Annotated in this window: 24 protein-coding genes and 1 pseudogene; 13 read left to right on the top strand and 12 right to left on the bottom strand. The window is 43.6% G+C overall.

From position 1 onward, the window contains the following. Positions 1–315 precede the first annotated feature (315 nt). A complete protein-coding gene (locus tag HXY43_RS11880; protein WP_290883427.1) occupies positions 316–1,584 on the bottom strand; it encodes an HhoA/HhoB/HtrA family serine endopeptidase in 1,269 nt (422 codons plus the stop codon). Positions 1,585–2,187: 603 nt separating this feature from the next. Here HXY43_RS11880 and HXY43_RS11875 point away from each other — a divergent pair. Next, positions 2,188–2,916, top strand: a complete 729-nt coding sequence (locus HXY43_RS11875) for a hypothetical protein (RefSeq protein ID WP_290883426.1) — start codon at positions 2,188–2,190, stop codon at positions 2,914–2,916. A gap of 2 nt (positions 2,917–2,918) precedes the next feature. Here HXY43_RS11875 and HXY43_RS11870 read toward each other — a convergent pair whose 3' ends face one another. From HXY43_RS11870 to HXY43_RS11850, 5 genes are all read right to left on the bottom strand, one after another. Further along, positions 2,919–3,512 carry a Uma2 family endonuclease gene (locus HXY43_RS11870; RefSeq protein ID WP_290883425.1) on the bottom strand — a complete coding sequence of 198 codons (594 nt, stop codon included), beginning with the start codon at positions 3,510–3,512 and terminating at the stop codon, positions 2,919–2,921. Positions 3,513–3,744: 232 nt separating this feature from the next. Beyond that, positions 3,745–4,863: an alanine racemase gene (alr, locus tag HXY43_RS11865; RefSeq protein WP_290883423.1), complete on the bottom strand. Its 1,119-nt coding sequence runs from the start codon at positions 4,861–4,863 to the stop codon at positions 3,745–3,747. A 311-nt stretch (positions 4,864–5,174) separates the two neighbouring features. Continuing rightward, positions 5,175–6,062: a hypothetical protein gene (locus HXY43_RS11860; RefSeq protein ID WP_290883421.1), complete on the bottom strand. Its 888-nt coding sequence runs from the start codon at positions 6,060–6,062 to the stop codon at positions 5,175–5,177. Between the two features lie 73 nt (positions 6,063–6,135). Then, positions 6,136–6,648 (bottom strand): hypothetical protein, encoded by a 513-nt coding sequence (locus tag HXY43_RS11855; RefSeq protein WP_026731755.1) that lies wholly within the window; start codon positions 6,646–6,648, stop codon positions 6,136–6,138. Between the two features lie 208 nt (positions 6,649–6,856). After that, positions 6,857–7,507: a class I SAM-dependent methyltransferase gene (locus HXY43_RS11850; RefSeq protein WP_290883420.1), complete on the bottom strand. Its 651-nt coding sequence runs from the start codon at positions 7,505–7,507 to the stop codon at positions 6,857–6,859. Positions 7,508–7,640: 133 nt separating this feature from the next. Between HXY43_RS11850 and HXY43_RS11845 the strand changes: the two genes are divergently transcribed. Next, a complete protein-coding gene (locus HXY43_RS11845) occupies positions 7,641–9,308 on the top strand; it encodes a glycosyltransferase family 39 protein (RefSeq protein ID WP_290883429.1) in 1,668 nt (555 codons plus the stop codon). A 334-nt stretch (positions 9,309–9,642) separates the two neighbouring features. Here the strand turns inward: HXY43_RS11845 and HXY43_RS11840 are convergent. Then, positions 9,643–10,059 (bottom strand): annotated as a pseudogene (locus HXY43_RS11840) (catalase); the annotation flags it as partial. 495 nt (positions 10,060–10,554) lie between these two features. On the opposite strand from HXY43_RS11840, the gene HXY43_RS11835 reads away from it, so the two are divergent. Then, positions 10,555–13,068 carry a tetratricopeptide repeat protein gene (locus HXY43_RS11835; RefSeq protein WP_290883419.1) on the top strand — a complete coding sequence of 838 codons (2,514 nt, stop codon included), beginning with the start codon at positions 10,555–10,557 and terminating at the stop codon, positions 13,066–13,068. A 355-nt stretch (positions 13,069–13,423) separates the two neighbouring features. On the opposite strand, the gene HXY43_RS11830 is transcribed toward HXY43_RS11835, so the two are convergent. Continuing rightward, positions 13,424–14,812: a hypothetical protein gene (locus HXY43_RS11830; protein ID WP_290883417.1), complete on the bottom strand. Its 1,389-nt coding sequence runs from the start codon at positions 14,810–14,812 to the stop codon at positions 13,424–13,426. A gap of 231 nt (positions 14,813–15,043) precedes the next feature. Here HXY43_RS11830 and HXY43_RS11825 point away from each other — a divergent pair, with 231 nt between their 5' ends. The 4 genes from HXY43_RS11825 (at position 15,044) to HXY43_RS11810 (ending at position 19,894) form a co-directional block, all read left to right on the top strand. Beyond that, the gene (locus tag HXY43_RS11825) at positions 15,044–16,051 is read left to right on the top strand and encodes a zinc-dependent alcohol dehydrogenase family protein (RefSeq protein WP_290883415.1); all 1,008 of its coding nucleotides are present in this window, start codon (positions 15,044–15,046) and stop codon (positions 16,049–16,051) included. A gap of 135 nt (positions 16,052–16,186) precedes the next feature. Next, on the top strand, positions 16,187–18,331 hold the full coding sequence (locus HXY43_RS11820) for a pentapeptide repeat-containing protein (protein ID WP_290883413.1): 2,145 nt from the start codon (positions 16,187–16,189) through the stop codon (positions 18,329–18,331). Between the two features lie 206 nt (positions 18,332–18,537). Next, the gene (locus HXY43_RS11815) at positions 18,538–19,320 is read left to right on the top strand and encodes an ABC transporter permease (protein WP_290883412.1); all 783 of its coding nucleotides are present in this window, start codon (positions 18,538–18,540) and stop codon (positions 19,318–19,320) included. A gap of 211 nt (positions 19,321–19,531) precedes the next feature. After that, positions 19,532–19,894 (top strand): toll/interleukin-1 receptor domain-containing protein, encoded by a 363-nt coding sequence (locus tag HXY43_RS11810; RefSeq protein ID WP_290883410.1) that lies wholly within the window; start codon positions 19,532–19,534, stop codon positions 19,892–19,894. Here HXY43_RS11810 and HXY43_RS11805 read toward each other — a convergent pair. Beyond that, positions 19,891–20,025 (bottom strand): hypothetical protein, encoded by a 135-nt coding sequence (locus HXY43_RS11805; RefSeq protein WP_290883409.1) that lies wholly within the window; start codon positions 20,023–20,025, stop codon positions 19,891–19,893. The two genes, HXY43_RS11810 and HXY43_RS11805, sit on opposite strands and share 4 nt — an antisense overlap. Positions 20,026–20,088: 63 nt before the next feature. Between HXY43_RS11805 and HXY43_RS11800 the strand changes: the two genes are divergently transcribed. From HXY43_RS11800 to HXY43_RS11785, 4 genes are all read left to right on the top strand, one after another. Further along, complete coding sequence (locus HXY43_RS11800) at positions 20,089–20,811, top strand: pyridoxine 5'-phosphate synthase (protein ID WP_290883428.1); 723 nt, start codon at positions 20,089–20,091, stop codon at positions 20,809–20,811. Positions 20,812–21,007: 196 nt separating this feature from the next. Beyond that, the gene (locus HXY43_RS11795; protein ID WP_290883407.1) at positions 21,008–21,799 is read left to right on the top strand and encodes an ester cyclase; all 792 of its coding nucleotides are present in this window, start codon (positions 21,008–21,010) and stop codon (positions 21,797–21,799) included. An 81-nt stretch (positions 21,800–21,880) separates the two neighbouring features. Further along, positions 21,881–22,210 carry an MgPME-cyclase complex family protein gene (locus HXY43_RS11790; RefSeq protein WP_290883406.1) on the top strand — a complete coding sequence of 110 codons (330 nt, stop codon included), beginning with the start codon at positions 21,881–21,883 and terminating at the stop codon, positions 22,208–22,210. 312 nt (positions 22,211–22,522) lie between these two features. Continuing rightward, positions 22,523–23,206 carry a hypothetical protein gene (locus HXY43_RS11785; RefSeq protein WP_290883405.1) on the top strand — a complete coding sequence of 228 codons (684 nt, stop codon included), beginning with the start codon at positions 22,523–22,525 and terminating at the stop codon, positions 23,204–23,206. A gap of 77 nt (positions 23,207–23,283) precedes the next feature. On the opposite strand, the gene HXY43_RS11780 is transcribed toward HXY43_RS11785, so the two are convergent. From HXY43_RS11780 to HXY43_RS11770, 3 genes are all read right to left on the bottom strand, one after another. Continuing rightward, positions 23,284–23,742: a divergent PAP2 family protein gene (locus HXY43_RS11780; RefSeq protein WP_026731738.1), complete on the bottom strand. Its 459-nt coding sequence runs from the start codon at positions 23,740–23,742 to the stop codon at positions 23,284–23,286. 451 nt (positions 23,743–24,193) lie between these two features. Next, positions 24,194–25,120: a geranylgeranyl diphosphate synthase CrtE gene (gene crtE / locus HXY43_RS11775; RefSeq protein WP_290883404.1), complete on the bottom strand. Its 927-nt coding sequence runs from the start codon at positions 25,118–25,120 to the stop codon at positions 24,194–24,196. A gap of 109 nt (positions 25,121–25,229) precedes the next feature. Further along, positions 25,230–25,439 carry a hypothetical protein gene (locus HXY43_RS11770; RefSeq protein WP_290883403.1) on the bottom strand — a complete coding sequence of 70 codons (210 nt, stop codon included), beginning with the start codon at positions 25,437–25,439 and terminating at the stop codon, positions 25,230–25,232. A gap of 373 nt (positions 25,440–25,812) precedes the next feature. Here HXY43_RS11770 and HXY43_RS11765 point away from each other — a divergent pair, with 373 nt between their 5' ends. Beyond that, on the top strand, positions 25,813–26,199 hold the full coding sequence (locus HXY43_RS11765; protein ID WP_051469935.1) for a hypothetical protein: 387 nt from the start codon (positions 25,813–25,815) through the stop codon (positions 26,197–26,199). 33 nt (positions 26,200–26,232) lie between these two features. Further along, a complete protein-coding gene (locus HXY43_RS11760; RefSeq protein WP_290883402.1) occupies positions 26,233–26,703 on the top strand; it encodes an NUDIX hydrolase in 471 nt (156 codons plus the stop codon).

Below are 26,703 nucleotides of genomic sequence, written 5' to 3'. Positions count from 1 at the left end.
CATAAATAAAGTAAAAATAGGGCGGGCGAGACGCCCACCCCACAAGAACAACAAATCTCTTGTGGGGTGGAGAGAAGTTGCCGGGGAGATGTTCTTTCCGGCAAACTTCGGGGCATCCTACCCGCCTTGTCAAAAAATAAGCACTTTATGTTTAATTACGTCCATCTACTTAATTGTTATTGGTTCAGGAATGAATTGGGTACTGGGTATCGGGGAATGGGGATCAGGAACGGGGATCGGGGAAGAGGTATTTTTATCCTATCCCTTATCCTCAGTCTTCGATCCCCAGTCCCTAATCCCCGATCCCTATTTTCCCTATTGCATTGCAGTTGGAAAAGCACCCGATTGCACGGCTAAGTTGAGGTTTTGACCTTGGCGGCGTAATTCTATGCGTAACTCTGCGCCAATTGGGTTATCATTTACTGCCTTTTGTACACTGCTAGCATCTGTAACTGTTTGACCGTTCAGTTTTTGAATTACATCACCAGCACGTATACCAGCCTTAGCGGCTGGTGAATTAGGCATGACTTTCACGACTAACACGCCTTTATCTTCATTCACACTCAAATTGCTGTTGGGATCTGAGTTAATGTTTTGCTGTAACTCAGGTGTCAACCCTACCATTTGAATTCCCAGATAAGGATGCTGGGCTTTGCCTGTGGTGATGAGTTGATCGGCAATACGTTGGGCTGTTTTGATGGGAATGGCAAAGCCTAATCCTTGTGCCCCCTGAATAATGGCTGTATTCATGCCAATCACTTCACCACGATCATTAAGCAAGGGGCCGCCGGAGTTACCAGGATTAATGGCTGCGTCTGTCTGAATATAATCTACTCGTCTATCGCCAGCACCAATGAGACTGCTATTACGTCCAGTACCACTAATAATCCCCGTAGTCACGGTATTATCTAAACCAAGAGGATTACCAATAGCGATCGCCCATTGTCCTGGTTGCAGCTGGTCTGAATTACCTAATTTTACCATTGGCAGGTTCTTTGCCTCAATCTTCACAACTGCAACATCGGTCAACTCATCTTTACCCAGCACTTTACCTTGAAAGCTGCGTCCATCTTTGAGTGTGACTTTCACGGTATCTGCACCATCAACTACGTGAGCATTGGTGAGAATACGACCATCAGCATCGATAATAAAGCCGGAACCAGTACCCCGTTCTACCCGGTTTCCTCGTGGTAACGGTATTTGTTGGCCAAAGAAGCGGCGGAAAAATGGGTCGTTAAATTCCTCCGGCAACCGGGTTGTAACTGTGCGAGAAGAATCAATTCGCACCACGGCAGGGCCAACCTTTTGAACAACATTTGTTACAAAGTTAGGATCTGTACTTGTTGGTATTGGTGGGGCAGCATTTACAGGGGTGACAGCTAAATTAGACGCGTTCTGGGACATTTGCTGGTAGTTGGAAGCTAAATAGCCCCCTGCGAGTGTCATACCAGAACCTAGCAACACCAGCGATAAATTCATAGCTGCCCTTTGCCAAGGTGCAGGATGATGGGGTTTTTCAGCAGAAGGAGTTAATGAAAGGTGATTTGATAAGCTATCGCGATCGCGAGGTTCTTTGTGTAACATTTTGCTCTATGGAAATATCTCTAAAGTTACTTCCAATCTAAATATTTTTTGTGAAGCCTTTGTTGCAGAGGTATGGCGCTGATGTGAAATCAGCTATGTTCACGAGTTTGATTATAACACCAAATCACTAATTAATTTAACCCAATCCCCAGTCCCTTTTACGGAAAATTTGGGTCTAAAGCCCCGTCCTTGTAGGATGGCTTTTGTGATAAAATTGGTCTTAGCGGTAAAGCGCACACAAAAAAGACGAAGTAGGTCAAGCGGACAACTCCTGATCCGGAACCCTGGTAGTATAAATCCTAAATCTTGTATAAATGTGGGAGTAAAAACAAGCGTCTTAAAAACCTTTTCAAACGCGGTCGGGCAGTCCGTGTGAGCTTGTGGACGTATCCAAACGGGGATACTTGAATGCTTGCATTTGGGTATCTAGGGAGGACGGTTGAAGCAAGAATCCTCACGCCTTTAGGCTGAGGAGTGTCAATTAGCTAATAGCAGTAAGGCTTACTCTAGAAAAAAGTGATACAAGATGTATTTGTAACCATACCGAGAATATTTTGTTGTTACTTTTAATTTGTAACCTCTGACTCTGCTATTTATAGAAAAATGTTAAGACTCTATCATCTTCTCATTGGTGGTATTTTGCTGGTTTTGGTTCCAATGGGAGTAAAGTTGGCTGGATCTGGCTTTTCTGACAAAGATACACCAAAGGTAGCCCAAACCTCTTCTGCAACTACCCCTAACCCCAGTCAGGACAATATTTGGAAAAATCTTTTGGAGAAAACTGCTGCTCCCACAGATTGGCAAATTGCGCCTTGTGATGGAAATGCGCCTCTGTTGTGTGTTTTTGCTAACGGAGAACGTTTAGGTACGGTGGAGATAGGAGTTTCCCCGCTAGAAAAACAGCCGAATTTTCAAAAGATGCTCGCTCAAGCTGGTATTGATCCCGCTAAGAATGTAGACTACCAAAATCCCCAGTACCAAACTCAGTTAACAGCAGCACTCAATGCTTGGGTTACTGACCACTATGCTGGTTTAGAGAAAGACCGTAAAGGTAGTTACGGCGATCGCACTACTTTTTCAACCTATCCCCCACAACAAGTACAGGTTGGTAAACTTCCGGGAATGCGCTATGGATTTGTAGGACTGAAGCGCCAAGGTGGGGTACAAGAACAACATCTTGGTTATGTTACCTTTGATGGTAAAAATCTTTATGTGATGACTACTGCTTTTGACCCGGGATCGACAACAGGCAAGTTTGAGAAACTGGAGAATTTGGCAGTTTTTGAACCGTATCTGGATGCGATCGCACGGGATCTGCAATTGCCAAAATAGATTCAAGAGTCCTCTATCTCTAATTCGTCATCTGTAAGTGTGACATCTTCATACAGTTCATCAATGCTGGTGTAAAAGTCCACACTGGCTAGGTAAACTTTGCCTCCCTGAGTAAATGAATGCAGCACCCACAGCCCTTCGGTATTGCGACGAAAGCAGTCTATCCGTTGGCGCTTTGTGCTAATTAAAACATATTCTTGAAGCGTTTCCAGGTGTTGGTAGTCTGCAAACTTATCTCCTCGGTCAAACGCTTCAGTTGATTTAGATAAAACCTCGACAATTAAACAAGGATAACGTTTGAAAGCAGCAGATTCTCTGTCCCTCTCATCACAAGTCACCATCACATCAGGATAGTAAAAAATATTCAGTGACTCAATCCGAACCTTCATGTCAGAGATATGAACCCGACATCCCTTTCCCCGGACGTGGTTTCTCAGTAATGCAAATAAGTTTCCGGCTATGGTGACATGGGGATCAAGTGCCCCTGCCATTGCATAGACATGCCCGTCAATATATTCGTGCTTAATTGGGCTTTGCTCCTCTGTTCGCAGATATTCTTCTGGAGAAATATAACTTTGGTTTTGAGTAGCAATCATTGTCATGCCTCTGTTTTGTGTAAACCAGTATTTCTAGTCTAGAAATCTCTAGTAGTACGTGATTTAGTTTTACGTAGACGCATTCATTGACTAAACCTAGCATGTAAATGTTAAATTGCCTGAATTTAAGGGAACTCTAAATCTGACGAGATTTATCAGTTAACCAACGCGATCGCCAAAATAAAAGCACGGCTGCTTGCCGTGCCTGGGTGGGAAAAAGCCATTACCTGAATCAATATAAGTAACTGACCTGATTCATAAAACCGGCCATCAGGTTGATTTCTGTATGCACGCTCCCAAACTTATCTGCTAATTCTTCAAAGGTGATTTCTTCGTCACCTTGACGACCAACAAGCACCACTTCATCACCCCATTTTACTTCTTTTGGTAAGTCCGTAACATCTACCGTAGTGATGTTCAGCGAAACTCGTCCTACCACCGGACAGCGATGACCTTGAATCAAGACAATACCTTTGTTGAATAGCGATCGCGGATAACCCTCACCAAAACCCACAGGTAAAGATGCAATTAAACTATCACGCTGGGTGGTGAATAAACTACCATAACCAATTTTTCTTCCTGCTGGTACTTTTCTTACCTGAGCTACTCTGGTTTTCACTGTCATTACTGATTTCAATTCTGAGGGATTTTCAAAGTCCCGTGATGTGCGTACCCCGTAACAGGCAGCACCGACCCGCACCAAGCTATTACATTTAGGAGTGAGGCGCACTGTGGCTGCACTATTGTGGGTATGAGTTAACACATCTATTGGCAAGTAATCGTTGAGAGCAGCGCGAACAGCGTAAAAGTCTTCCATCTGCTTGTCAGTGAATGTCAAGTCCTTGCCATCAGCGCTGGCAAAGTGAGTCATAATCCCAACAATAGAAAGGCCAGGAAGTCCACACACTTTCTTCAGTTCCTCAATCTGAAATGAAAAGAAACCGCTTCTACCCATCCCCGTATCAATATTGATATGCACGGAGATTTGTTTACCGCGTTTGGTGCCAGCATCAGATAAATACTCTGCTGCTTCCATTGTTCCCACCTGTTCTTCGATATTTAGGCGGTTTATTGATTCTTCCAACTCCTGTGGTAGCGCCATGCGTAAACGCAGAAGTTTGACATCCAAACCTAGATCGCGGATAGTCGTTGCCTCTGGATTTGTACAGATACCAATGTAATCTGCTCCCGCGACAACTGCCGTTGTTGCTAATTGCTTTAAACCATGCCCGTAAGCATTTGCTTTCATCACTACGCACAGTTTGGCGGGTGCAACAAAATCCTGAATGTAGCGAATGTTGTCTTTAAAGTTTCTGGCAGAAACTATGACTTCAATATGATGCTGATTCATTGGGGTTGTGTGGTTAACACCTTCAAGGGTTGACAGCTAAGTAGTTGGAGGGCAGTTAGTAGGTAGTAGATAGTAGGTAGTAGTTGGTTGTTTATTATTAACCACTAACCACTAACCACTAACAGTCACCACGCAGAATACGTTATCTATGCCAACCTACTTGGTCGCGTCAATCATTATCGAGTACAACCCCTTTATTTCCAGTTTGATTAATTACTTTTTTGAGAATATTTTTCCATCTGAGAAATTATTATTTTAAAAAGGATAATTAGTAATAGATTTTATTACTAATTATCCATCAAGTTATCAATCTAAATTTCTGCCACAGCTCGCTCGATCAAGCGACGCGCTAAGGTTTGTGTACCTGTATGTTCATAGTAATTCGTAGCTACATCCAGGAACGCCCCCAAATAATCTAATCTGTCATCAGTAACTTCGACAAAATTTTGCAAGTGATGAACAACTTTTTGGGGTGTTAAACCATTCGAGGCAACTAGATTGCCCATCCAGCCTTGAACTGAGTTAAAGCTTTCGCCAATAAAATTCAGTTTGCTGCTGGAATTATTACCTGGAATTGCCTCTTGCATATTCTGGAAAGTTTTGTTTTGTTCTAATTCTTGGGGACTAGTCTGATTGATCGTAGACAAGGCTTTGCTAATAAAGTCTGGCCCAAGGGGGATCAAACCATCAACGCAAACTAATGCAACCATGCGGATCAGTGACTCACTGCTATACTCACCCAAAGATGCCACAAAATCGCCAATGCTGTCGCCAGGAATGCCGTTGATGCTACAAAATGCTACCAACTCGGCAACTAATTTCAGACACAGGTCAATGGTTTGGGCTTTGTCAGCTTTGGGAGTGATAGAGTTAAGAAAGCCTAAAAGAGGAATTCTCTCTCCTACCTTATTAGCCAAAGCTGCTGCACCGAGAGCTTTATCTGTACTATCAACGGTTTGGTACAGCCACATGGCCCGCTGATATCCTTGGGAGCGGTCATTGTAGAGATAAATTGCTCGTTCGCCAATAGCTTGAATTAAACCTTCGTCGGTTTCGCCAGTCACGGTTTTAATTGTGTTGACAAAACCAACCACATTATGCCATTGACCGGGAGCCACAAAATCCAGTGAGTTCAGCATCGAAACAGTCAAGCCACTGGTTGGTAGTTCGTCAACCAACTCAAAAATCGGTTTGCTCACAAAAATCTCCTTATTTTATTTGTTGTTTGTTGCTTGAACTAACTATCAACTAACAACTAACAACCAACAACTTTTATTTCAGTTTGGCGAGTCCATCCAGGTTAAATTTTTTGAGCCAAGCTTCGCGATCGCTAGCTGTAAATGACGGTGAACGAGAAAGCACTTTCACTTGATAGCGATCGTTAACCAATATAGAAGTTTGAGTAGTGCCAACTTCTACTGCTGGATAACCGGCGATTTGTTTGGTGCTATTAGCATATTTTGCTGCTGATCCAGGTATGCTGGTGGTATCGGAAATAGCTAGCATAGCTAATTCTTTACCGTCTTTTTTCAACTTAGCTTCAGCAAAACCCTTTTTTTCTTGGGTATATACCCGTTCGTAGCCATCTTCAGCAGCAGGAAAAAATTTGTTAAATTCGCTACCCTGAGTCGCGTCTTTAGCAACGGCTTGACCACTTTTTTGACGGCTGCTTTCTTGTTGCACCTGGTCAAAACGTCCAGGTTGTTTGGGAGTACACGCTGTTGTCAGTAGCAATACTGATAACAGTACAACTGCTAAAATCCTGCGGACACGAGGGAAATTCATGTTTGATTCCTCATTTATCTAAAGGAATAAGGAAGAGAGAAGAAGGCTGCGATGCTGTAGAAGTATAACTTCGTACTCTACTGCATTCTTGAGATGGCCTTCAAGTTAATTATCTGTCCTTGTGCGGGCTTGTAGCAGAAAATTTAGTTTTTGGTCATGTTAAGTGTCTGGAATTACATCTTTATGTGCGTAGGATGAACAGCATTGCTCACCCTACTTCACGGTAAGCGATTACGGCGTAAAACGGATCTCCTCCCGCAGCACCCAACCACTGTAGAAAAGTCGGTATTGGTGACTGACGGGCTATGACTTCTGGAGTAGTAAATCCTGATACAGAAGAGAAATAGCTTTGGACTAATTCAACTCTGGTTGCTTCCGAAGCATCCCGCCATGCTTGAATAGCCTTTTGGAAAAACATGCGGTTAGAAAAGCTGATAATTGCCACACCACCCGGTTTGAGAACACGGTGAATTTCGGAAAATACTGCCTCTGGATATTGCAAATATTGCACCGACACACAGTTGAGAACGGCATCAAAATCTTGATCCGGAAGCGGTAAACGAGGATTTTCGTTGAGATCCTGCACGAAATAACGATCCAACCGGGGATTGCGTGCTAGTTCCTCAGCGTTGAGTCCGTGTCCCTCCACATGGGCAAACTGCATTTCTTCTGGTAGATGAGATACCCAACTACTCATCATGTCTAAAATACGCATGTTGGGTTGGAGGCGATCGCGGTATAAATCCGTTAATTGTTGAATAAAACCTTCGTCTACATGGGTGACAAAGCGCGGAAAGGAATAAAATTCCTTGTCGTCGGTTGCGTCTAGTTTATTACGTTGCTCTGGTCTCAGCGGCATAAAACCCTAATTAGGAGAAGTGTTGCCTAAATTTGTATATCACCATACATATATTAGAAACAGTCTGAAAAATAGGCGAGTCTATCAAACATCTACCAATCAACAACCACCAATCACCAACCAACCAACATCAATGTCATTCAAGCTACTACATTCTCAATCAACTTGGCAGCGTTTGCGCCTTTGGGCAGGTTTTCCCTATCTCAGTTTGTTATTTTGGATACTGCCATTATTGCTATTCAATTCTGGTGATAGTAGCTTGATGGCCCATGATGAAGGGCTTTACGCTTGGCGATCGCGCCGGATGTTTGAGTCTGGAGACTGGATTAATCCTTGGTCAGAACCCCATCATAAAACTCCAGGCCCTTATTGGTTAATTGCCAGTTCTTACAGGTTGTTTGGCATTAGTGAAACTAGCGTGCGCTTGCCAAGTATGATTTTGGGGATCTTCAGCGTCATACTTCTCTATGAAATCGGGAAAATTCTACTTAATCAAAAAATTGCTTGGCTAGCAGGTGCAATTCTGAGCTTGGAATTTCTCTGGTTACAATATTGTCGTTTAGGCACACCTGATGTACCAATGATTTTTTTGGTACTTTTAGCGATTTTTTGTTTATTAAAAGCAGAATTAAATCCTAAATCTCGCTATTTTTATAGCTTTATTGTCGGTGTTTGTTTCGGTTTAGGTTTCTTAGTTAGAAGCTTTATGATTTTTTTGCCAATGATGGCTTTGTCACCTTATCTAATTTGGGAACATCGCCGTCATCGTCATCTCACAAACCTTATGTTGTATATCGGGTTTTTAGTAGGTTTAATTCCCACCTTTGTCTGGCTTTGGCTGAACTTTTCGCGCTACGGCGATGATAGTGTTGCAGAATTACTCAATTTTGTATTTCGCTTAGGTTCTCACGATCGCGGTGACAAGGGAATTGTATTCTATTTATGGAATGTCCCAATCAAAGCCTTTCCTTGGTTTTTTTTCAGTCTTTTAGGTTTATTTTTAGCTTGCCGTCGTCCCATTCCTCGCTACCAGCTTATATTAGTTGGCTTTCCACTCATTTTATTTGTCGAACTTAGTCTTTTCTCGACTCGTTTACCTCACTACAGTCTTTTACTGTATCCCTTCATTGCCATGCTTGCAGCTGTGGGGTTAGATTGGCTGGGTAAAATTTTTAGGTGGGGAGGTGGGGAGGTAGGGAGGTGGGGAGATGGGGAGTTGGGAAGAACCATCACCCCATCACCCCATCTTAGGAAAATTCCTCGGAATCTCAGCTATATTTTTGGTCTGCTAGGTATTTTATTATTGCTAGCGGGTGCGATCGCTCTTATTTGGCCTAGTGGTGACATCCGCAGATATGCAACTCTAGCCTTGGCTTTAGGTAGTGGTTGGTTAATATTGCCTTTAGTGTGGATCGGTCGTTACCGCTTTGGTAAAAATTTTCTCACCTCTAATTATTGGTTAGCTGGTTGGTTGATCCCGGCATGGTTGGCTTTAGCTGTGGCTGGTAGTAACGGCTTGCTGAGTGACTACAATCCAGATGTCAGAACTTTTTTAGCACAGCCTGCGATTGCCCAAGTTTTGCAAAATAACCCTATCTACTTTGTCAAAGTTGGGGGCAAAACCGGAGTGTTACTTGATTTCTACACTCCTCACCACGGAAAGGACGTAGACACAATTTCCGAAGTGCCAGCTTCTAGCTACGCTTGGATCTCTGCAAAACAAGAAACTGATTTATCTAGACCCCATCGCGTTCTCGGTACAGTGCAAAAATACCAATTGATTCAAGTTTTGCCATACTAGCCTGCTAAATACAACATACATAAGTTCAGAACGAAATTTGGCGTTGCATAAATGCGGGATGAATTGGCGGTTGAAACCATTGAAAATTCGTCCCAAATTGGGCGAAATCATCCCATGATTCAGCAACGCCCGAAATTTTTGCACCAAGACTCTGGGCCCCTTTGCGCTTACCTCTGCGTTGGGGATCTTACATCAATAAACTGGGCGGGCGAGACGCCCACCCCACAAATTTATATCAAATCCGTTTGATTAGTGATCGTATTTACCCTCACCCCTGCCCCTCTCCCAACTTGGGAGAGGGGTGTCCGACAGGATGGGGTGAGGGTTGATATTACTAGACTTTTGTAGGTGCTTGTGTTTGCTTCGGTGAAAGACCGAGTGCCTTAGCAACGCCTTCACCATATGCGGGATCGGCTTTAGCAAAGTGTGCAAGTTGCAGCATCTTGTCTGGACTGAATGAAATTCCTGGTACAACATTGGAAGGAGCAAAGGCTGATTGCTCGATCTCTGCAAAATAGTTTTCTGGATTGCGATTGAGTTCGAGAATGCCTACCTCAATGAGTGGGTAATGTTTGTGCGGCCACACCTTGGTTAAATCGAAGGGATTGTAAGGTGTTTTCTCAGCATCTGCTTCCGGCATAATCTGAACCATGAAGCGCCACTTGGGATAGTCACCACCTTCAATTGCATAGAACAGATCGCGCTGGAAACTTTCGCGATCTTCACCCACGACTTTAGCACCTTCTTCATTTGCTCAGCTCGCTGCTTATTACAGTGTTGATTTTCAACAAAGGTTTTGACAAGGTGAAATAGATGAGTTTAACTGCAACTTAAGTTTTTTTTAAGATGTAAGAACTTTTTTGGCACAGATGGCGTGCGATCGCTCAAATTTTGTAACGAATATGTTTTAGCCAATATCAAGCAGTTATCTCGCTCTAATTTAGTTAATCTAAGTTAACTTTGTGTTCATTGAGTTATGGGATAATAGTTCTAGTAACTCGCTCAAATTTTAAAAAACAGAATGTAAATACGCCAATTGAATGTTGTTTGGCTTAGACCTTCAAGCCAAAGGGTGGGCGATTGAGAAATTCCATCAAGACCACGAGGAATTAATATTCTCTCGACGGTTCTCATGTCTTGAATTACTGCTGTTGTTAGACTCTTGTGGTGATACATGCAACAGAGGCGGATTAGGCAAGTTCCTCCTTCAACTTTTCCCTTTGAGGTCATAAAACCCAATGGAAACGTGCTGTCCGTAGTTTTCGGTACGGATGACAAAGATCCCCTAAAAGACTCATGCATTCCTTATCAGATGCGACAAGCTCATCGAAACATCCGGCGGGAATTAGAAAATAAATTAGAAGAATTCCGCTGGCTTTTAATTGTTGGGCGAACAGGATTGGGGAAGACACGAGAAGCAGCAGAATTAGTCCAAATTTATAACCGAGAAGGCTGGACAGTTCTGTGGCTAAAATCAGACGGATGGATAGATGAACCAACGAAAGAACAGCTGCAAAAGATTGGTACTAATCGCAAGTTGCTGTTTTTTCTTGACGATATTAATCAGAGGATGCATAGCCTATACCCAAGACTTGTGAAATCTGAATTAGCCCCTTTAATGCTACCCTTACAAGAACGACTGGGGCGAGTTTTAGAGGTTTATGAAAAGTTCTACGGTCAAGCAAAAGTGCGAGTCATTGCCACCGCGCGGAATGAAAGAGACTCAGAAATATTAGGAGAACCAAGCGAATGGGAAAAACTGGAATGGGAGAGATTCTATCAGCAGTGGTGGCAGCGCTTTGAGGTTTATGAATTACCAGAACCAGAAAAAGAAGCAATAGTTCAGTTATTGAGTGATACTGCCTCCCGATCCCAAATAGATGTTAAGGAAGAGGACTATTCACTCATCGCTGAGAAAAATGACAGCACATTTACAAATGTGGTTGAGAATCTGCGTCGATTGAGAAACAGAGGTTTGCCCTTAACATCTAGTAATTACATTGAATCTTGTAAGGGTATCTGGGAAAAGTGTTATGGAGATGCAGTCAAAAAATATTCTGCTAGCCGATATATTTACGACGCAGTAGACTTGCTGCAACAACTTCATATCTCGCTTGAGCGATTCATCCTAGAACCAACTACTCTATTGATGTTACAAGGGAACTCTTCACAGGAGTTGTGGCATCGCTGGCGAATTCCCAAAGCACTAAATTATTTGATTGAAACTGAACGCATTCTCAGTCCCCGCAAAGGGCAGATTGAAGCTAAAGGCAGGCAAGTAGAGACGGGTGAATATATCCGTCCTCTATCCTCTTTGGTTTTGGAAATTGCAGATAGATACCCTCAGAAAATTTTGGGTTCGCTCTTTGATTTTGGCAGGCAACTGTTAAATTTAAATTGCTCACAAGCAGCCTTAACTTGTTTCAACAAGCTCATCAATTTTTACCCTGAAATCTCTGAAATTTGGTTTTACAGAGGTGTCGCACTATACTTATTAGGACGCCACGCGGAAGCAGTTGCCTCCTATGAAAAAGCACTGGCAATCAAACCTGAGCTAGATCAAGCTTGGTATAACCGCAGCTTAGGGCTGTATTTTTTAGGACGCTACGAGGAAGCAGTTACCTCCTATGACAAAGCACTAGCAATTAAGCCTGACCAAGAGCCAGCCTACTACAACCGAGGTGTCGCGTTGTACGTTTTGGGACGCTATGAGGAAGCAATTGCCTCCTACAACAAAGGGCTGGTAATTAAGCCTGACTATTACCAAGCCTGGTATAGTCGGGGTCTAGCACTAGGAAACTTAGGACGCTACGAGGAAGCAGTTGCCTCCTATGACAAAGCGCTGGCAATCAAGCCTGACTATTACCAAGCTTGGTATAGTCGGGGTCTAGTACTGGCGAACTTAGGGTGCTATGAGAAAGCGGTTGCCTCCTATGACAAAGTTCTGCTGATCAAGCCTGACTATTACCAAGCCTGGTATAGCCGGGGTGTGGCACTTGGTAACTTGAAGCGTTACGAGGAAGTATTTGCTTCTTGCAACAAAGCACTGGCAATCAAACCCGACTATTACCAAGCTTGGTACAACCGGGGCAATGCGCTGTATTTTTTGGGGCGCTACGAGGAGACAGTTGCTTCCTATGACAAAGTTCTGCTGATCAAGCCTGACCTAGAGCAAGTTTGGTACAATCGCAGCGTAGCGCTGTACTTGTTAGGTCTTTATAAAGAGGCGATCGCATCTTGTGACAAAGCGCTGGCAATTAAGCCTGATTATCATCAAGTTTGGTACAACCGAGGCAATGCGCTGTACCTGTTGGGGTACTACAAGGAAGCTGTAGCCTCTTACGATCAAGCAGTGGCACTCAAGCCTGACTATTACCAAGCCTGGTATAATTGGGGTCTAGCACTGGCAAGCTTGGGGTGCTACGAGGAAGCAATTGCTTCCTACGACAAAGCACTGGCAATCAAACCTGACTATCATCAAGCTTGGTATAACCGAGGCAATGCACTGAATCAGTTAGGTTGTTATGAACAGGCACTTCTCAGCCTGAACAAAGCCATTGAACTTGCTCCTGATTCCTTTAGCGCTCATTACGACAAGGCTTGCTGCTATGCCTTGCAAGAAAATATTGACTTGACACTTGAGAACTTGAAACAAGCCATTAACCTCAATCCTGAATGCCGAGAGATGGCAAAAACCGACTCAGATTTTGAAAGAATTCTCCCAGATAAGCGGTTTCAGGCGTTGATTGCTAATGGATAGTTGCAGTTAGCTACAGCTATTCTTATGCCACAAATTTCGTTAAGTAGATGGACGTAATTAAACATAAAGTGCTTATTTTTTGACAAGGCGGGCAGGATGCTCCGAAGTTTGCCGGAAAGAACATCTCCCCGGCAACTTCTCTCCACCCTACAAGAGATTTGTTGTTCTTGTGGGGTGGGCGTCTCGCCCGCCCTATTTTTACTTTATTTATGTCTTGTCTATCTACTTATCTAGTTTTTAGTGTTTGCGATCTAACGACAGCTTGTTGCAATCGGGGTCAGGGATTAGATTTCATTTCGCCAACGAAACTTTTTTTATACCATCATTAGCATTTACCAGGTGGCTATGTCAACCGCTAGTTGGCGGGACTATGCCAGCCATACCAATGACGAACCGCTAACCAAATCGCTGAAAGCAAGCCTGCTAGGCTGAGAGTAAGGCCACTATACGGTACTAATAATCCGAAAACAGGTAGCACTGCCCCTGCAATCGTGCAGATAACAGCAGCAAGGGAAGCACAAACGTTTGATCCTAACCCCCACGTCAGCGCTAGTAAAACGAGTGAAATCAAAGTCCAAGCAAACTGGGCATTCATGACACGACTTATATAAGTCAAAGCCAACAAACATGCGAAGAATATACCGCCAGCAACAGCTATATTTTTCAGACTCATCGGTATGGATAAGTACAGTAACAATATCCACCACAGAAATAACGCTGGTGCTAGCAATAAAAGCCGGGGAAGAATGCCAGTGTGACGAATAGGGTTAGTGTTTGTAAACACTCCAAATGGATTTTTAACTGAAACATTGTCATCAAATACCCAAGTAAAACGGGTGCTTTGTCCTTCGCCTGCGATCTCATTTGGTACAATACCGCTAGCAAAATCCGCTCCTGGAAAGTTAGCATTTGCTACTAAGCGGAAATTTTGCAGTAACTGTCCATCTGCACTATAAACCCAGCGCGATCCCCCTTGAGCCTTGTAGGTGACTCGAAAGCTGGTTTCTTCCCCTGGTTGCAAGCGGAAGGGAAAACCGTAGTCACCTGGATTAGTTTGTTGTAGCCTAGTGCGATCGCGTTCTACTTTGTAGCTAGAAAGTAGTGAGTAGCCGTTAGGTGGTGGTACTTCAAAGAAAAACCTATCAATATCTTGAAGCTGATTGACAACTTTGTAGTCAGCCGCATAATCTACACGATACACTGCACGGCGATTTTGAACATCTGAGGTTTGGTCAATTTTTACCTGTATTTGCGAACCAGCCAGCGTCAGGTAGCGGTTTTCTTCTCGCGTCTCGTTGACATTGACAATCTTGCCATTAACTTGAGTGGTGTAGGTGTATGGTACTTTAACTACATAACGTACTTGCGGCGCAATTTGTTCTAGCCTGTCACCAGCAACACTTTCTGCCACTTGTGCCACCTTTGCCTGTTCCCAATGATGATATCTATTGGCTAAAGTTGAGCAAAGAAAAAATCCTCCCACCAACAGAATTAATATCAGAGCTACATGCTGCAATCCTGCTAATATTTGCGAGTAACGAATTGCCCATTCGTCAGTAAAAATGGCTTGTTCCGGCTGATGGCGACGTAGGGAAAAGTTGATGAGAGCGATCGCAATTCCCAAGGCTACGACTAAAAATACCAATAACAGCGATGCTTTGAGTGCATGAGTTCCAAATTGGACAAGTTCGGTAGGATGCGTAAGGTCAGGTATTCCTGGAATACCTTGATCTGGTTCAGACATAGGGGAATTCTCGTAGAATTATGCATAACCAGACAGATAAATTCTCTCAAAAGTTTCTTGTAAAGGTGTTTTGCTGGGATAGAAGCAAAATCACCTACATTGTCAAGAAGTTTAACTTAACATAGCTGGTTTTTTTGGTAGTTAGTTTTTCCAAACAACAAACAACACACAACAAACAACGAAACTCCTTTGCGGTAAATTGACAAATGCAAGCACGCAGAGGAATAAGTCATGAAAGCAGTATTAATGACAGCCGCTGGCAATCCTGATGTTCTGCAAGTGCAGGATGTACCAAATCCTGGTGTTCCCATTGGTGAAACTGAACTTTTGGTACGTTTAAAAGCAGCTGGTGTTAACCCGATTGATACCAAACTTCGCAAACGCGGTACTTTCTACCCCGATCGCATGCCTGCGATTTTAGGATGTGACGGTGCAGGGGTAGTTGAGGCAGTTGGTGCTGCTGTACAGAAATTTCACGTGGGCGATGAAGTATATTTTTGCAATGGTGGCTTGGGCGCACACCAAGGTAACTATGCTGAATACACAACCGTCGATGAAAGGTTTGTTGCCCGTAAGCCTAGATCTGTATCCTTTGCAGAAGCAGCAGCAGCACCTTTGGTGTTAATCACCGCTTGGGAAGCTTTATACGAACGCGGACGATTGGAACCAGGAGAAAGTGTATTAATTCATGCTGGTGCTGGTGGTGTTGGACATGTGGCGATTCAGCTAGCCAAACTCAAAGGTGCTAATGTCTGCACAACGGTAAGTTCTCAAGACAAGGCAAACTTTGTCAAACAACTCGGTGCTGATTATCCCATTTTGTACAAACAAACAGATTTTGTTCAAGCGGTGTTAGATTGGACGGGTGGGGAAGGTGTAGACTTAGCTTTTGATACTGTGGGTGGAGAAACTTTTCACAAAACTTTCCCAGGCGTGCGAGTATATGGCGATATTGTCACGATTTTAGAACCAGATGCCAATACAGTTTGGAAAGCTGCAAGAAACCGTAATCTCCGCATCGGCTTAGAGTTAATGCTTACACCGATGTTGCAAGGAATGGTGGAAGCACAGCAGCACCAAGCGGAAATTTTAGCAGAGTGCGCGAAATATATTGATGCAGGCAAGTTGAAGATTCATGTGAGTCATCAGTTTCTACTGGCAGAGGCGGCTAAAGCTCACCAGTTACTTGAAAGTGGCTCGATGATGGGTAAAATTGTTCTGCTGATTGGTGAGGAGTGATACACGGTAGGATTGAAGAGATTATTTTTGAAACGCGGAGGTACGCAGAGGTTAAACGCAGAGGCACGCAGAGTTTTTTCTTTGCGTTCCTCCGCGCTTTCCTTTGCGTTCCTTTGCGTTAAAGGTTTTTTATTAGTGAGTCTGTGTGTCCTGTTTATCTTTTTCTTTGCCTTACCTACGTCTGCACAACCAGAACGTACACCCTTGACTTTAGAATTGTTGCAAGAGCGAGTGCGTACGCCTACCCTGCGCGAAGGTAATTTGACCGTGGATTTACGGCAGATGGTGATAGATTTACGACCAGAAAATGCTGCTTTCCGCGATGCTTTTTACCAACTGTTGCGAAAAGAACTACAAAAAACTGGTTCTAAACCTTTGGGTTTGGATTTGAGCAATTCTCTCATTCAAGGCGATTTTATCGGTAGCGATTTGGGTTTAAGAACTCCCCTTTATGCCCAAGCGATCGCACCTATTTTCACTACTGCTGAACAAGAACAACTCGAACGCCTGCGGGTAGTTTGCTTGCGATCGCTTGCTGTCTCTTTACCGACTTCCAAAGACTGCCGATCGCTTTTAGCAACTCCAGCGACTGCATCCAGTGAAATCAGTGTTTTCCGTGGTTCGTTAGTTTTAGAGCAAACTCATTTTACTGGCGTTGTGCAGTTTGCCAATACATTTTTTCTGCAATCTGTAAATGCCCAAGGTACTATTTTTAACCAACAATCTAATTGGCATGAAACGCGATTTAGTCGTTCTGTTAGCTTTGCAAATACCACTTTTCGAGGTGAGAGTCAGTGGCAAGGTAGTATTTTCTTTGACAAGGCTAATTTTAAGCAAACACAGTTTCAGAAAAATGCATATTTTCAGGATAGTTTTTTTGCGGACGTTGCCAACTTTAACCAAGCAAATTTTAAACAGTTGGCTAAATTTAATCGCGTGCAGTGGCAAGAAAATGCTGATTTTTCTGGTGTGCGCTTTGTCGATCCTGCCCAGTTTACCAAAGCTATTTTTAATCAGTTTTTACTCCTGACAGAAGCGATTTTTGAGCAAGTCGTTACCTTCCGGGAAGCGCTGTTTAATCAACCTGTGAATCTGCGGGGTGCCAGCATTCTCAATCAAGCAGATTTTAGCGATGCTGGATTTACAAAGGAGGCTGATTTGAATGTAACTGGATTAAATTTTAACTCTAACCAAGCGAAAATATTAGGTAATTCCGGTCAAATTGGCAAAAAGCTGGTTGTGTCTACACTGCAAGGTAATCAAAACGTCTTGCGGAATTTGGGGCAAAATTTCCGGCAGTTGCAGCAAATTGCTGATGCCAATCAGTTGGAATATACAAAACAACAACTGCGACTAGCAGAGTTAAGCCACCGTCTGGTTGGTATAAATATCAATAGTGCTTCTCAAAAACGTTTGATTAATATTGGTTTTTCGCCAACTCAAGCAGAAGCGATCGCCCATCGCCGATTGATACAACCTTTTCGCAACACCAGCGAGTTACTCACTTTAGCAGACATTGATTTTGAAACTTATACTCAAGTGAGTTCACAGGTGGTGGTTGGCGAACCTCTGTTTTTGGGTGGGTGGTTGTTGCAGGCGTGGAAGTGGTTGACATTAAGTTTACTGCTGCTGCTTTCTGGATATGGTACAGATTTTTACTTAGTGTTTGGTGTGGGAACAATTGCGATCGCCTTTTTCGGCTTGCTATTTTGGCTAATTGATCGTTGCCGTCGTCTGTATCCAGTCGCGATTATTCCTACAACCGATGAAACCATGTGGATGCTGAGTAGTTTTAGCCTGTTGGTGTTGTTCGGTATCTTTGCTATTTTTCGCACTGCCGAACAGCCTTGGTTGACACTGGGATGTCTGGTGATAATTGTTGTTCCCGTACCAATAATTTTATTATTGCGACTATATCAGCAAGGGCGCTATCACGATTTGATGGATGTCTCTTACTTCACAGAAGACGGTAGTATGCGGCAGTTGAGATTGCTGATTGGGCGGTTGCCAGTGATACCAAGGTATGAAATATTTCGCGATCGCTATATGCCGCTATTGTGGAATCGTCGCTGGAATTGGCTTAACTACTACGACTTTAGCCTCAACAACCTCTTGAGATTAGGGTTTAATGATATCCGCCTGCGAGATCGACATCTCCCAGGAATTATTACCACATTGGCATGGTATCAGTGGAGTTTAGGCATACTTTACATCACCCTACTTTTATGGACTCTTTCCCGCACAATTCCGGGATTGAACTTGCTAATTTATTTGAAGTAGAAGGCCGAGAGACGGACGACTAACCACTGTACGGGCGGGTTTAGCCATGATACTTTTGAGCTTCGATGACAAAATGTCTATCAAAACCCGCCCCTACTAACCACTAACTACTAACCACTAACCACTAACCACTAACCACTAACCACCAACCACTAACCACTAACCACCAACCACTAACTACTAACCACTAACCACTAACAAATATAATGTCAAGATACTTGAAATTAATCAGATTGTTTTGGAGTACAGCCATAGCAGCTGAGATGGAGTATCGTGTCAACTTTCTGTTAGCCGCCCTCAGCAGTATAGGCAATTTAGCAGGTAGTCTTTTTGGATTATTTTTATTTTATGGAAAAGGTTACACTTTCGCTGGCTGGTCATGGGAAGCAGCTTTGCTAGTGTTGGGAATTTTTACTCTGTTGCAAGGTTTTTCAGCAACATTTCTCGCCCCTAATCTGAATCGCATTGTCCGTCATGTCCAGGAAGGAACACTAGACTTTGTTTTATTAAAACCTATCCGCAGCCAATTTTGGCTTTCTACCCATATTCTTTCACCTTGGGGACTGCCAGATTTAGTTTTTGGCGGAATACTTATTGGTTATGCAGGTACAAAACTCGGTTTAGGAATAGATGACTATTTGTTAAGTGCAATTCCCTTGGTTTTTGGTTTAGTAATACTTTACAGCCTGTGGTTTATGCTAGGAGCCACTAGCATTTGGTTTGTCAAAATTTACAACGTCACCGAGGTGTTAAGGGGTTTGTTGGAAGCTGGCAGATATCCGATGGTTGCTTATCCTGCTGCTTACAGATTTTTCTTCACCTTTGTAGTACCTGTGGCGTTTTTAACTACAATACCAGCGGAAGCAATGCTGGGTAGAAGTGAAATTACTTGGGTGTTAGGTGCGGGTGTGTTGGCACTGATGTTGTTTTTTGCTTCAACGTGGTTTTGGCGGTTTGCGTTGCGGTTTTATACTAGTGCTTCGAGTTAGGGTGAGGAGCGATCGCGATTTGGGTAACAATTTATAACTTTTTCCTGAAGTCAAGTGTAAAAATACATATTTACAATTAGCACATTACACATTGAAAATGAGGAATCCAAATTGCATAGTGAACTGAAATCGCTCACAAAGGGCTTGGAGCAATATGCCAATGCTGTGGCAACCATCACTGAAGTAAAGGAATAAAAGGAGAAACTCCTGTATGATCAATCAACCGGAGTTCGATGTTTTCCTAGCTCATAATAGTGAGGACAAGCCACAGGTTAGAGCGATCGCTCAGAAACTTAGGCAGCGTGGATTAAATCCGTGGTTAGACGAAGAGCAAATTCGACCAGGACGATCATTTCAGGATGAAATTCAACAGGTAATTCCAAAAGTCAAATCTGCCGCTATCTTCATCGGTCTAAAGGGATTAGGCAAGTGGCAGATGATGGAACTGCGAAGCTTCACCAGCCTATTAGTAGAAGCAAATATCCCTGTGATTCCCGTCTTGCTGCCAGGTGTGAACAAAATTCCAGAAGATTTGCGCTTTTTCAGCGAACTAAATTGGGCAATTTCATATTAATCCAAGTTAAACCAAGCACTCAAAATCCAACAGGCTATAGCTTTTTCTTGCTTTCTCCAGATAGTGCGATCGCACCTCCATTTAGAAATGGCGGCAACAGATAAAATGGTGGCGATCGCATTCTCACTCACCTTGCTACCAGTATTTCCGCTACAATCAACTCCTGTGGACTCGTGGATAGAGAGGGATTAGGGTTGCCTACACTTGGTGTAAATATTGACCATATCGCTACCATCCGGCAAGCGCGACGGACGGTAGAACCAGATCCGATAGCAGCGGCGGTACTGGCAGAATTAGGTGGTGCAGATGGTATTACCGTGCATCTGCGAGAAGATAGGCGGCATATTCAAGAACGGGATGTGCGTTTGTTGCGGCAGACGGTAAGGACGCACCTAAATTTAGAAATGGCAGCTACAGATGAAATGGTAGCGATCGCCCTCGATATTAAACCTGACTATGTGACTTTGGTTCCCGAACGACGGGAAGAAGTGACCACGGAAGGTGGATTGGATATCATGGGTCAAATTGCTAGAATCGGAGAGGTTGTTGATAAATTACAGAGCGCTGGCATTCCAGTAAGCTTGTTTATCGATGCGGAAGCAGCACAAATCAAAGCGTCTCAAACTGTGCAGGCGAAATTTATTGAACTGCACACCGGACGATATGCTGAAGCTAAAGATGAAACAAGTCGCCAGCAGGAATTAGACGTGTTAGCAGCTGGGTGCAAGCAAGCGATTCAAGCTGGATTGCGAGTCAATGCCGGTCATGGACTCACCTACTGGAATGTTTATCCCGTGGCTTGTCTTCCAGGTATGGAAGAACTCAATATAGGTCATACCATTGTTAGCCGGGCAGTCTTAGTAGGTATGGAAAGAGCAGTCCGGGAGATGAAACTAGCTATGCGCGGGGAATTTTAAAGGGTAATGGGTAATGGGTAGTGGTTAGTGGTTAGTGGTTATTAACCATCCTCGATCTCCAATGCCCGATCCCCAATGCCCAATGCCCAATGCCCCATGCCCCATGCCCAATACCCAGAGGGGAAGTCATCTGCGAAATCTAGAAATTTATTGGTAGTTGCTGATACTACAAGTCAAATCTGAAGCCAAAAATTCTATGAACGCAACACAATCTCAAGACCTTCCGCTTTGGGTACAAGATAGAGACAAAGTTCTTGAAAGTTTTACGGATGTCGAATGGCGCTATGGCAAGCCTCCTGATTATACCCTCTCAAAGGAAAACCTAGCAAAGGAAAGTATCTGCAAGCACGTTGAGGGTTCGCTAGAAGCAATAGTGCAAAATCTCGTGAGAACCTTTGATATTGAGGCTAACTTCAAAGTCAACCCGCAGCAGTGGGTGTCTGTTGTGCAGGACAAGTTTCGTATGAGTACCAATGGGGGTTCTGGCTACGAACTATCAAAATTGGTGGAGTCAGGAACTTACAAGTTATTGATAGGCGATACACAACATTACAAAGCTTCTGAGGAGAATTTTGAAACATCGACAAATCTCTTCCACACAGCATTTCCTAATGGGTTTTTGTGGGAGGTTTTAGAGGTTTTCTCTAGCCCACCAACTATTGCCTTTAAGTGGCGGCATTGGGGGCATTTTAACGGTTCGTACAAAGACTATACACCTACAGGAGAGACAGTGGAGATTATCGGTATGAGCGTTGTACGTGTAACCGATGACTTGAAAATTCTTTCCTTGGAACACTACTTTGACAACACTAAGTTTTTAGCAAAGCTGACAGCAGGCGGAAAACAAGGAACCAGTCAACGGCAAAGGACGTCTTTTTGGGGGATTGTTAAGCGACTTTGGAGTGGTGGCGGAAAACAAGAAACCGATGAACAGCAAGCAACTGGTTGTCCCTTCAAGAAAATTTTTGTCCCTTCTACTTCCAGATAAGGTACTTTAATTTTTGTTAGTTAGTGGGAACACAGTGAATAGTTCTGTGTTCTCATATTAGTCGTTTAGCAAAGGAAGAAAATGCAAACATACTACTATATTTTGGCAAGCCAACACTTTCTGTTGGAAGAGGAACCAATGGAAGAAGTGCTGCGGGAACGTACCCGTTACTACCACGAACAAGAAAAGGAAATTGATTTTTGGGTGGTGAAGCAACCAGCTTTCTTGGAAGCGCCCCAGATGGCACAGTTGAAGGCGAAGTGTCCACAACCAGCAGCGGCAATTATTTCCACGAATCAGCAATTTATTACTTGGTTAAAACTACGCTTGGAGTTTGTCTTCGCAGGAGAATTTCAAGCACCTTCTGAAGATATCCCCGATCCCCTGGCTTCTCTTGCGGCTGTGTCCTAAGTATAGCTTTGCATAAAAAAGTAGCGATTTAAAACGCAGAGGGACGCGGAGTAGGCGCAGAGGGGCGCAGAGTCTTTGTGTAAAAATTTCGCTATGAACTTACGAAATGCTGTACTAAGTCGTTGTGCATTTTTAATGTGCTGCAGGGTAAAGGGGAAAGGGTAAAAGGGACTGGGGCATGGGGCATGGGGCATCGGTAAGAAAACCAATGCCCAATTCCCAATGCCCAATGCCCAATCACCAATACCCTTTTCCCCAATCCCCAGTCCCTAATCCCTTTTACCCAAAAATAGCAGATCGTACGGGCAATTTATGTATAAACCTGTGGTGCTTCAACTTCCGAATTTACGTAACACTTTACGAAGTAGTTTAATACTAGCGATCGCTCCTTTAATAGCTGGTATAAATACTGCCTTTGCTCAACAACAAAATCTTCCGGTTTGTCAACCACCAAATCCTGGCGAATATCTTTTATTGATAATTAGTCCGAGTACCAATAGTCAAAAGCAATTGCGTCGCGCTTTACCGCCTGAACTTAAAACTACAACCTGTAGATATCTTAACGATACAGTCACGCGGATTGGCGGATTTAAAAAGATAGATGATGCCAATCGTTGGGCGAGGTATGTTAATAGTATTGTCGGCTTATCTGCTATTATCACTACTCGACCAACAGCTGTGGCTTCGACTCCCACAGCTAACAATCAGACTCCAACAGCTAATTATAAACCCCAACGTTTAGGAAGTGGTTTCGCTGTCTTGGTTGATTATTTTAATCGGCCGGAACTAGCCAATCAAGTTAAGCAAGTGGTAGGAGGTGACGTGGGTTTTGTTGCCTACGGACAACGCCCTTACTTGCTGGCAACTTACACGACTAATCAAAAGGATGCATATAAGATATTGCAGAAGCTCTCGGAAAAAGGTTTTTTTGCTGTAATTGTAGATAGTAGTAAGGTAATGTTATTGCGATCGGTGGTAAATTTACCATCAAATTAAGTTTTTGTTATTTGTTGTTTGATGGTAGTTGATTGGAAGCAACAAACAACCAACAACTAACAACTAACAACAGACTCTTAATTATAAGCATAACTAGCTAACCAAGAAATGGTGATACCCAAAGCCGATCCAGCTATCACCTGAAAGGGTGTATGTCCTAACAATTCCTTAAGGCGATCGCCAGAGAACTCTGGATGTTCGTGAAACAGTTCATCAATCATTTGATTGAGAATGCGAGCTTGCTTGCCAGCAGCCTGACGAACTCCAGCCGCATCATACATGACGATGATCGCAAAAACCGTAGCAAGCGCAAATTCAGCAGACGCCCAACCATGAGTTTGTCCCACACCAGCCGCTAAAGCTGTAACTAAAGCTGAATGGGCACTGGGCATACCTCCAGTGGTGACTAAAACACGCACATTCAGTTTACGATTTTTGACTAGTTCGATGATGAGCTTCAAAGCTTGAGCCATAAAACAAGCTACCAGAGCAACCACTAGCACCTGGTTATCTAAAATATTGCCTATGTCCTGCATGGTATTTTGGTTAGGTTAATAAAAATGAGTAGCGGTTGTTATGTGTGAGGAGGCAATAGATGCAACCCAAAACCAACCTAGTGCAGTGCAGCAGAAATAACTAGATAGTTAAAAATAAGTCAAAAAGCATTGGTGTAAGCATTATATTATTCCCTTGTGCCCTACTCTACGAGAAGCCGAGAGAGGGGGGTCTGCGCAGTCGCACCCTGCCTTAAGCCCTCCGGGTACTCTACCTTGAGCCGCCCACAAGGGGCGTCTACGCCAGTCCCCCATCCTGACGGAGACCGCCTTTGGTGGTGGGCTGGTCTCACCGCGCTGCGCGCGTCTACATGGGGTAAACCACGGCAGGTGTTCATGGGGGAACCCCCTATAAGTGCGCACTGCATCCCCTTTGGAGCGCGCTGTCTCACCAAAGCACTACTTCCCCAACGCACTGGCTTTTCTGCCTTTACTAGTGACTGCGACTGGTAATAAAGTGTGCTAATGCCACTAATGGTTCTGCCTCCTTGCCAAAAGGCTCTAATTCTGCACAAGCTTCCTCGATTAGCTGTTGAGCTTGTTTACGTGATTTTTCAATTCCCCAAAGGCTTGGATAAGTTACTTTCTGTGCTTTTTGGTCTTTGCCTGCACTTTTGCCCAATTGCTCTTGGGTAGCAGTGATATCTAGGATGTCATCAATAATCTGAAATGCCAGCCCAATATTCTTAGCATAGCGAGACAGCCGTTGTAAATCTTCCTCAGATGCCCCTGCTAAAACACCACCACAAACTACACAGGCTTCTAAAAGTGCACCGGTTTTGTGGTTGTGAATAAAATTTAACGTTTCCAAAGAAATATCTGACTTTCCTTCAGATTCTAAATCGAGTACTTGACCACCAACCAAGCCAGCAGCTCCCACTGCACGTCCCAGATGGGCAACAACTCGCAATACTCGTTCTGTTGGCACATCTTTGGTATTAAGGGCTACATATTCAAAAGCATAGGCTAATAAGCCATCCCCAGCCAAAATTGCGACATCTTCACCATAGACTTTGTGGTTCGTCAGCTTACCACGACGATAATCATCATTATCCATCGCAGGCAAGTCATCGTGAATCAAAGACATGGTGTGGATCATCTCCAAAGCACAGCCAGTTGGCATTGCCATGGCGATGGTGCCGCCGGTCATTTCACAAGTAGCCAAGCAAATTATGGGACGCAGACGCTTGCCTCCAGCTAAGAGCGAGTAGCGCATTGCTTCGTAAATCTTTTCTGGATAACGCACGGGAATAGCCTGCTCCAAGGCTGCTTCACAAAGCTTTTGTCGTTCTTTTAAATAGCTGATCAGGTCAAAAGTTGTTTTTTCTGGAGTTTGTTTCAGGTTATCCGCTGCTACCATCCTTGATTTCCTTAAATTTATGTTATTTACGTAACAATTTTAAAGGTCTTTGGAACTGAAAAAATCATGAACGATGAATGATGAATGATGAACGATGATTTACAACAATTCATAATTCATAATTTCTTTTGCGATTCATCCCCACATCTACCACAACAGCGCCTGTTTTAATCATTTGGGATGTAATTAGTTTTGAATGATCTACTGCTTTGGCGATCGCAGGAGCTAGCAGCGATCGCGAATATGTTCCTGTTACTGTTGAATCAGCTTCCAGCAGTAAGGCTTTACCATTGAGTCGCTTGGCAGTTTTTGTTTCCATCAAATTCACAGAAGTATACTAGCCTTGGTGTTGCTGCCTGATGCCGTAGCCTTTTTGAGGAGCATTCACCATATCCTATCTTCTCAGATTGGTTGCTTCAGTTGAGAGTGTATTTTTAGTTGCCCAGAACATAGTTATAAATGGGTTATAAATAGACCACTTGCAAAACAAAAAATACTTTTGCACTTTTGTAGGGGAAGGGCAAAGGCTAAAGGGGCAAGGTATTTTTCCTTTCTTTTCCCCTTACCCTTTACCCCTTTCCCCACCGAAGGCTTTCCCCCGACAACTTCTACGAAGTCTAATCGGAACCGATCCATTTTCAATTGCGACAAGCCAACCACTGATGCCAAAATTCTCTTAAAGTGTATCTATTATGCTACAGGTGAAAAAAATCTACCGTGTTTTTCCAGTGATGCACATGGGATTGACCTGTGTGTTGATGGCAGGATTAGTCAGTTGCAGTAACTTTAGTTTTTCGGGAATGAATGCGATTGGTGCAAATATTACTCCAATTCAGGAACTGCGATCGCAGCCAGACAGCAATACAACAGTATATATCCAAGGTAAGGTCGAAAAAAAAGCTCCTCTGCTCAAGCGCCAAGCTTATCTCATCAATGACGAAACTGGGCAAATATGGGCGATCGCCAATCAAACTAATTTGCAAGTCGGAGACCAAATAGTAATTAAGGGTAAAATTCGCTACCGCAGTATTCCTTTGGCTGGTAAAGAGTATGGGGAAGTATATCTAGAAGAAGAGTAATAATGAGAACGTAAAACTCCCTCATCATAGTTTATGAACAAGCAACCGGTGCATGTAGCGATCGCTATTCTCTACCAAGAAAACAAGTTTCTACTACAATTGCGGGACAATAACCCTAATATTCCTTACCCCGGTCACTGGGCGTTTTTTGGCGGACACATCGAACCCGGTGAGACTCCAGATGTAGCGGTAAAGCGAGAGATTTTAGAAGAAATTGGCTATAGTTTGCCACCAACAGTTTCTAAGTTTGGCTGTTATGGCGATGATAAGGTAGTACGTCACGTCTTCCATGCACCGCTGTTGGTGGAATTAAATCAACTGGTTCTCAACGAAGGTTGGGATCTGGGCTTGGTAACATCAGAAGACATTCGCTTAGGTGCGAGTTACTCAGCAGTAGCAGGCGAAGTCCGACCTTTGGGGCCAGTGCATCAGCGAATTTTGCTAGATTTTATGGAGAAGGGAATGGCAAATGGGGGAATTCTGGAGTGGGGGATGGGGAGATAG

The sequence above is a fragment of the Fischerella sp. genome (assembly GCF_013388695.1).
In the GTDB taxonomy this organism is placed as follows: Bacteria; Cyanobacteriota; Cyanobacteriia; order Cyanobacteriales; family Nostocaceae; genus PCC9605.
The sequence above is the reverse complement of the archived record's forward strand: the minus strand, read 5'-3'. Positions and strand labels throughout refer to the sequence as shown.

What these genes read in the sequence shown, in the direction of transcription:
- HXY43_RS11880 (WP_290883427.1), bottom strand. Translation starts at nt 1,584, where the DNA reads ATGTTACACAAAGAACCTCGCGATCGCGATAGCTTATCAAATCACCTT.
- HXY43_RS11875 (WP_290883426.1), top strand. Translation starts at nt 2,188, where the DNA reads ATGTTAAGACTCTATCATCTTCTCATTGGTGGTATTTTGCTGGTTTTG.
- HXY43_RS11870 (WP_290883425.1), bottom strand. Translation starts at nt 3,512, where the DNA reads ATGATTGCTACTCAAAACCAAAGTTATATTTCTCCAGAAGAATATCTG.
- alr (WP_290883423.1), bottom strand. Translation starts at nt 4,863, where the DNA reads ATGAATCAGCATCATATTGAAGTCATAGTTTCTGCCAGAAACTTTAAA.
- HXY43_RS11855 (WP_026731755.1), bottom strand. Translation starts at nt 6,648, where the DNA reads ATGAATTTCCCTCGTGTCCGCAGGATTTTAGCAGTTGTACTGTTATCA.
- HXY43_RS11850 (WP_290883420.1), bottom strand. Translation starts at nt 7,507, where the DNA reads ATGCCGCTGAGACCAGAGCAACGTAATAAACTAGACGCAACCGACGAC.
- HXY43_RS11845 (WP_290883429.1), top strand. Translation starts at nt 7,641, where the DNA reads ATGTCATTCAAGCTACTACATTCTCAATCAACTTGGCAGCGTTTGCGC.
- HXY43_RS11830 (WP_290883417.1), bottom strand. Translation starts at nt 14,812, where the DNA reads ATGTCTGAACCAGATCAAGGTATTCCAGGAATACCTGACCTTACGCAT.
- HXY43_RS11825 (WP_290883415.1), top strand. Translation starts at nt 15,044, where the DNA reads ATGAAAGCAGTATTAATGACAGCCGCTGGCAATCCTGATGTTCTGCAA.
- HXY43_RS11815 (WP_290883412.1), top strand. Translation starts at nt 18,538, where the DNA reads ATGTCAAGATACTTGAAATTAATCAGATTGTTTTGGAGTACAGCCATA.
- HXY43_RS11810 (WP_290883410.1), top strand. Translation starts at nt 19,532, where the DNA reads ATGATCAATCAACCGGAGTTCGATGTTTTCCTAGCTCATAATAGTGAG.
- HXY43_RS11795 (WP_290883407.1), top strand. Translation starts at nt 21,008, where the DNA reads ATGAACGCAACACAATCTCAAGACCTTCCGCTTTGGGTACAAGATAGA.
- HXY43_RS11790 (WP_290883406.1), top strand. Translation starts at nt 21,881, where the DNA reads ATGCAAACATACTACTATATTTTGGCAAGCCAACACTTTCTGTTGGAA.
- HXY43_RS11785 (WP_290883405.1), top strand. Translation starts at nt 22,523, where the DNA reads ATGTATAAACCTGTGGTGCTTCAACTTCCGAATTTACGTAACACTTTA.
- HXY43_RS11780 (WP_026731738.1), bottom strand. Translation starts at nt 23,742, where the DNA reads ATGCAGGACATAGGCAATATTTTAGATAACCAGGTGCTAGTGGTTGCT.
- crtE (WP_290883404.1), bottom strand. Translation starts at nt 25,120, where the DNA reads ATGGTAGCAGCGGATAACCTGAAACAAACTCCAGAAAAAACAACTTTT.
- HXY43_RS11770 (WP_290883403.1), bottom strand. Translation starts at nt 25,439, where the DNA reads ATGGAAACAAAAACTGCCAAGCGACTCAATGGTAAAGCCTTACTGCTG.
- HXY43_RS11765 (WP_051469935.1), top strand. Translation starts at nt 25,813, where the DNA reads ATGCTACAGGTGAAAAAAATCTACCGTGTTTTTCCAGTGATGCACATG.
- HXY43_RS11760 (WP_290883402.1), top strand. Translation starts at nt 26,233, where the DNA reads ATGAACAAGCAACCGGTGCATGTAGCGATCGCTATTCTCTACCAAGAA.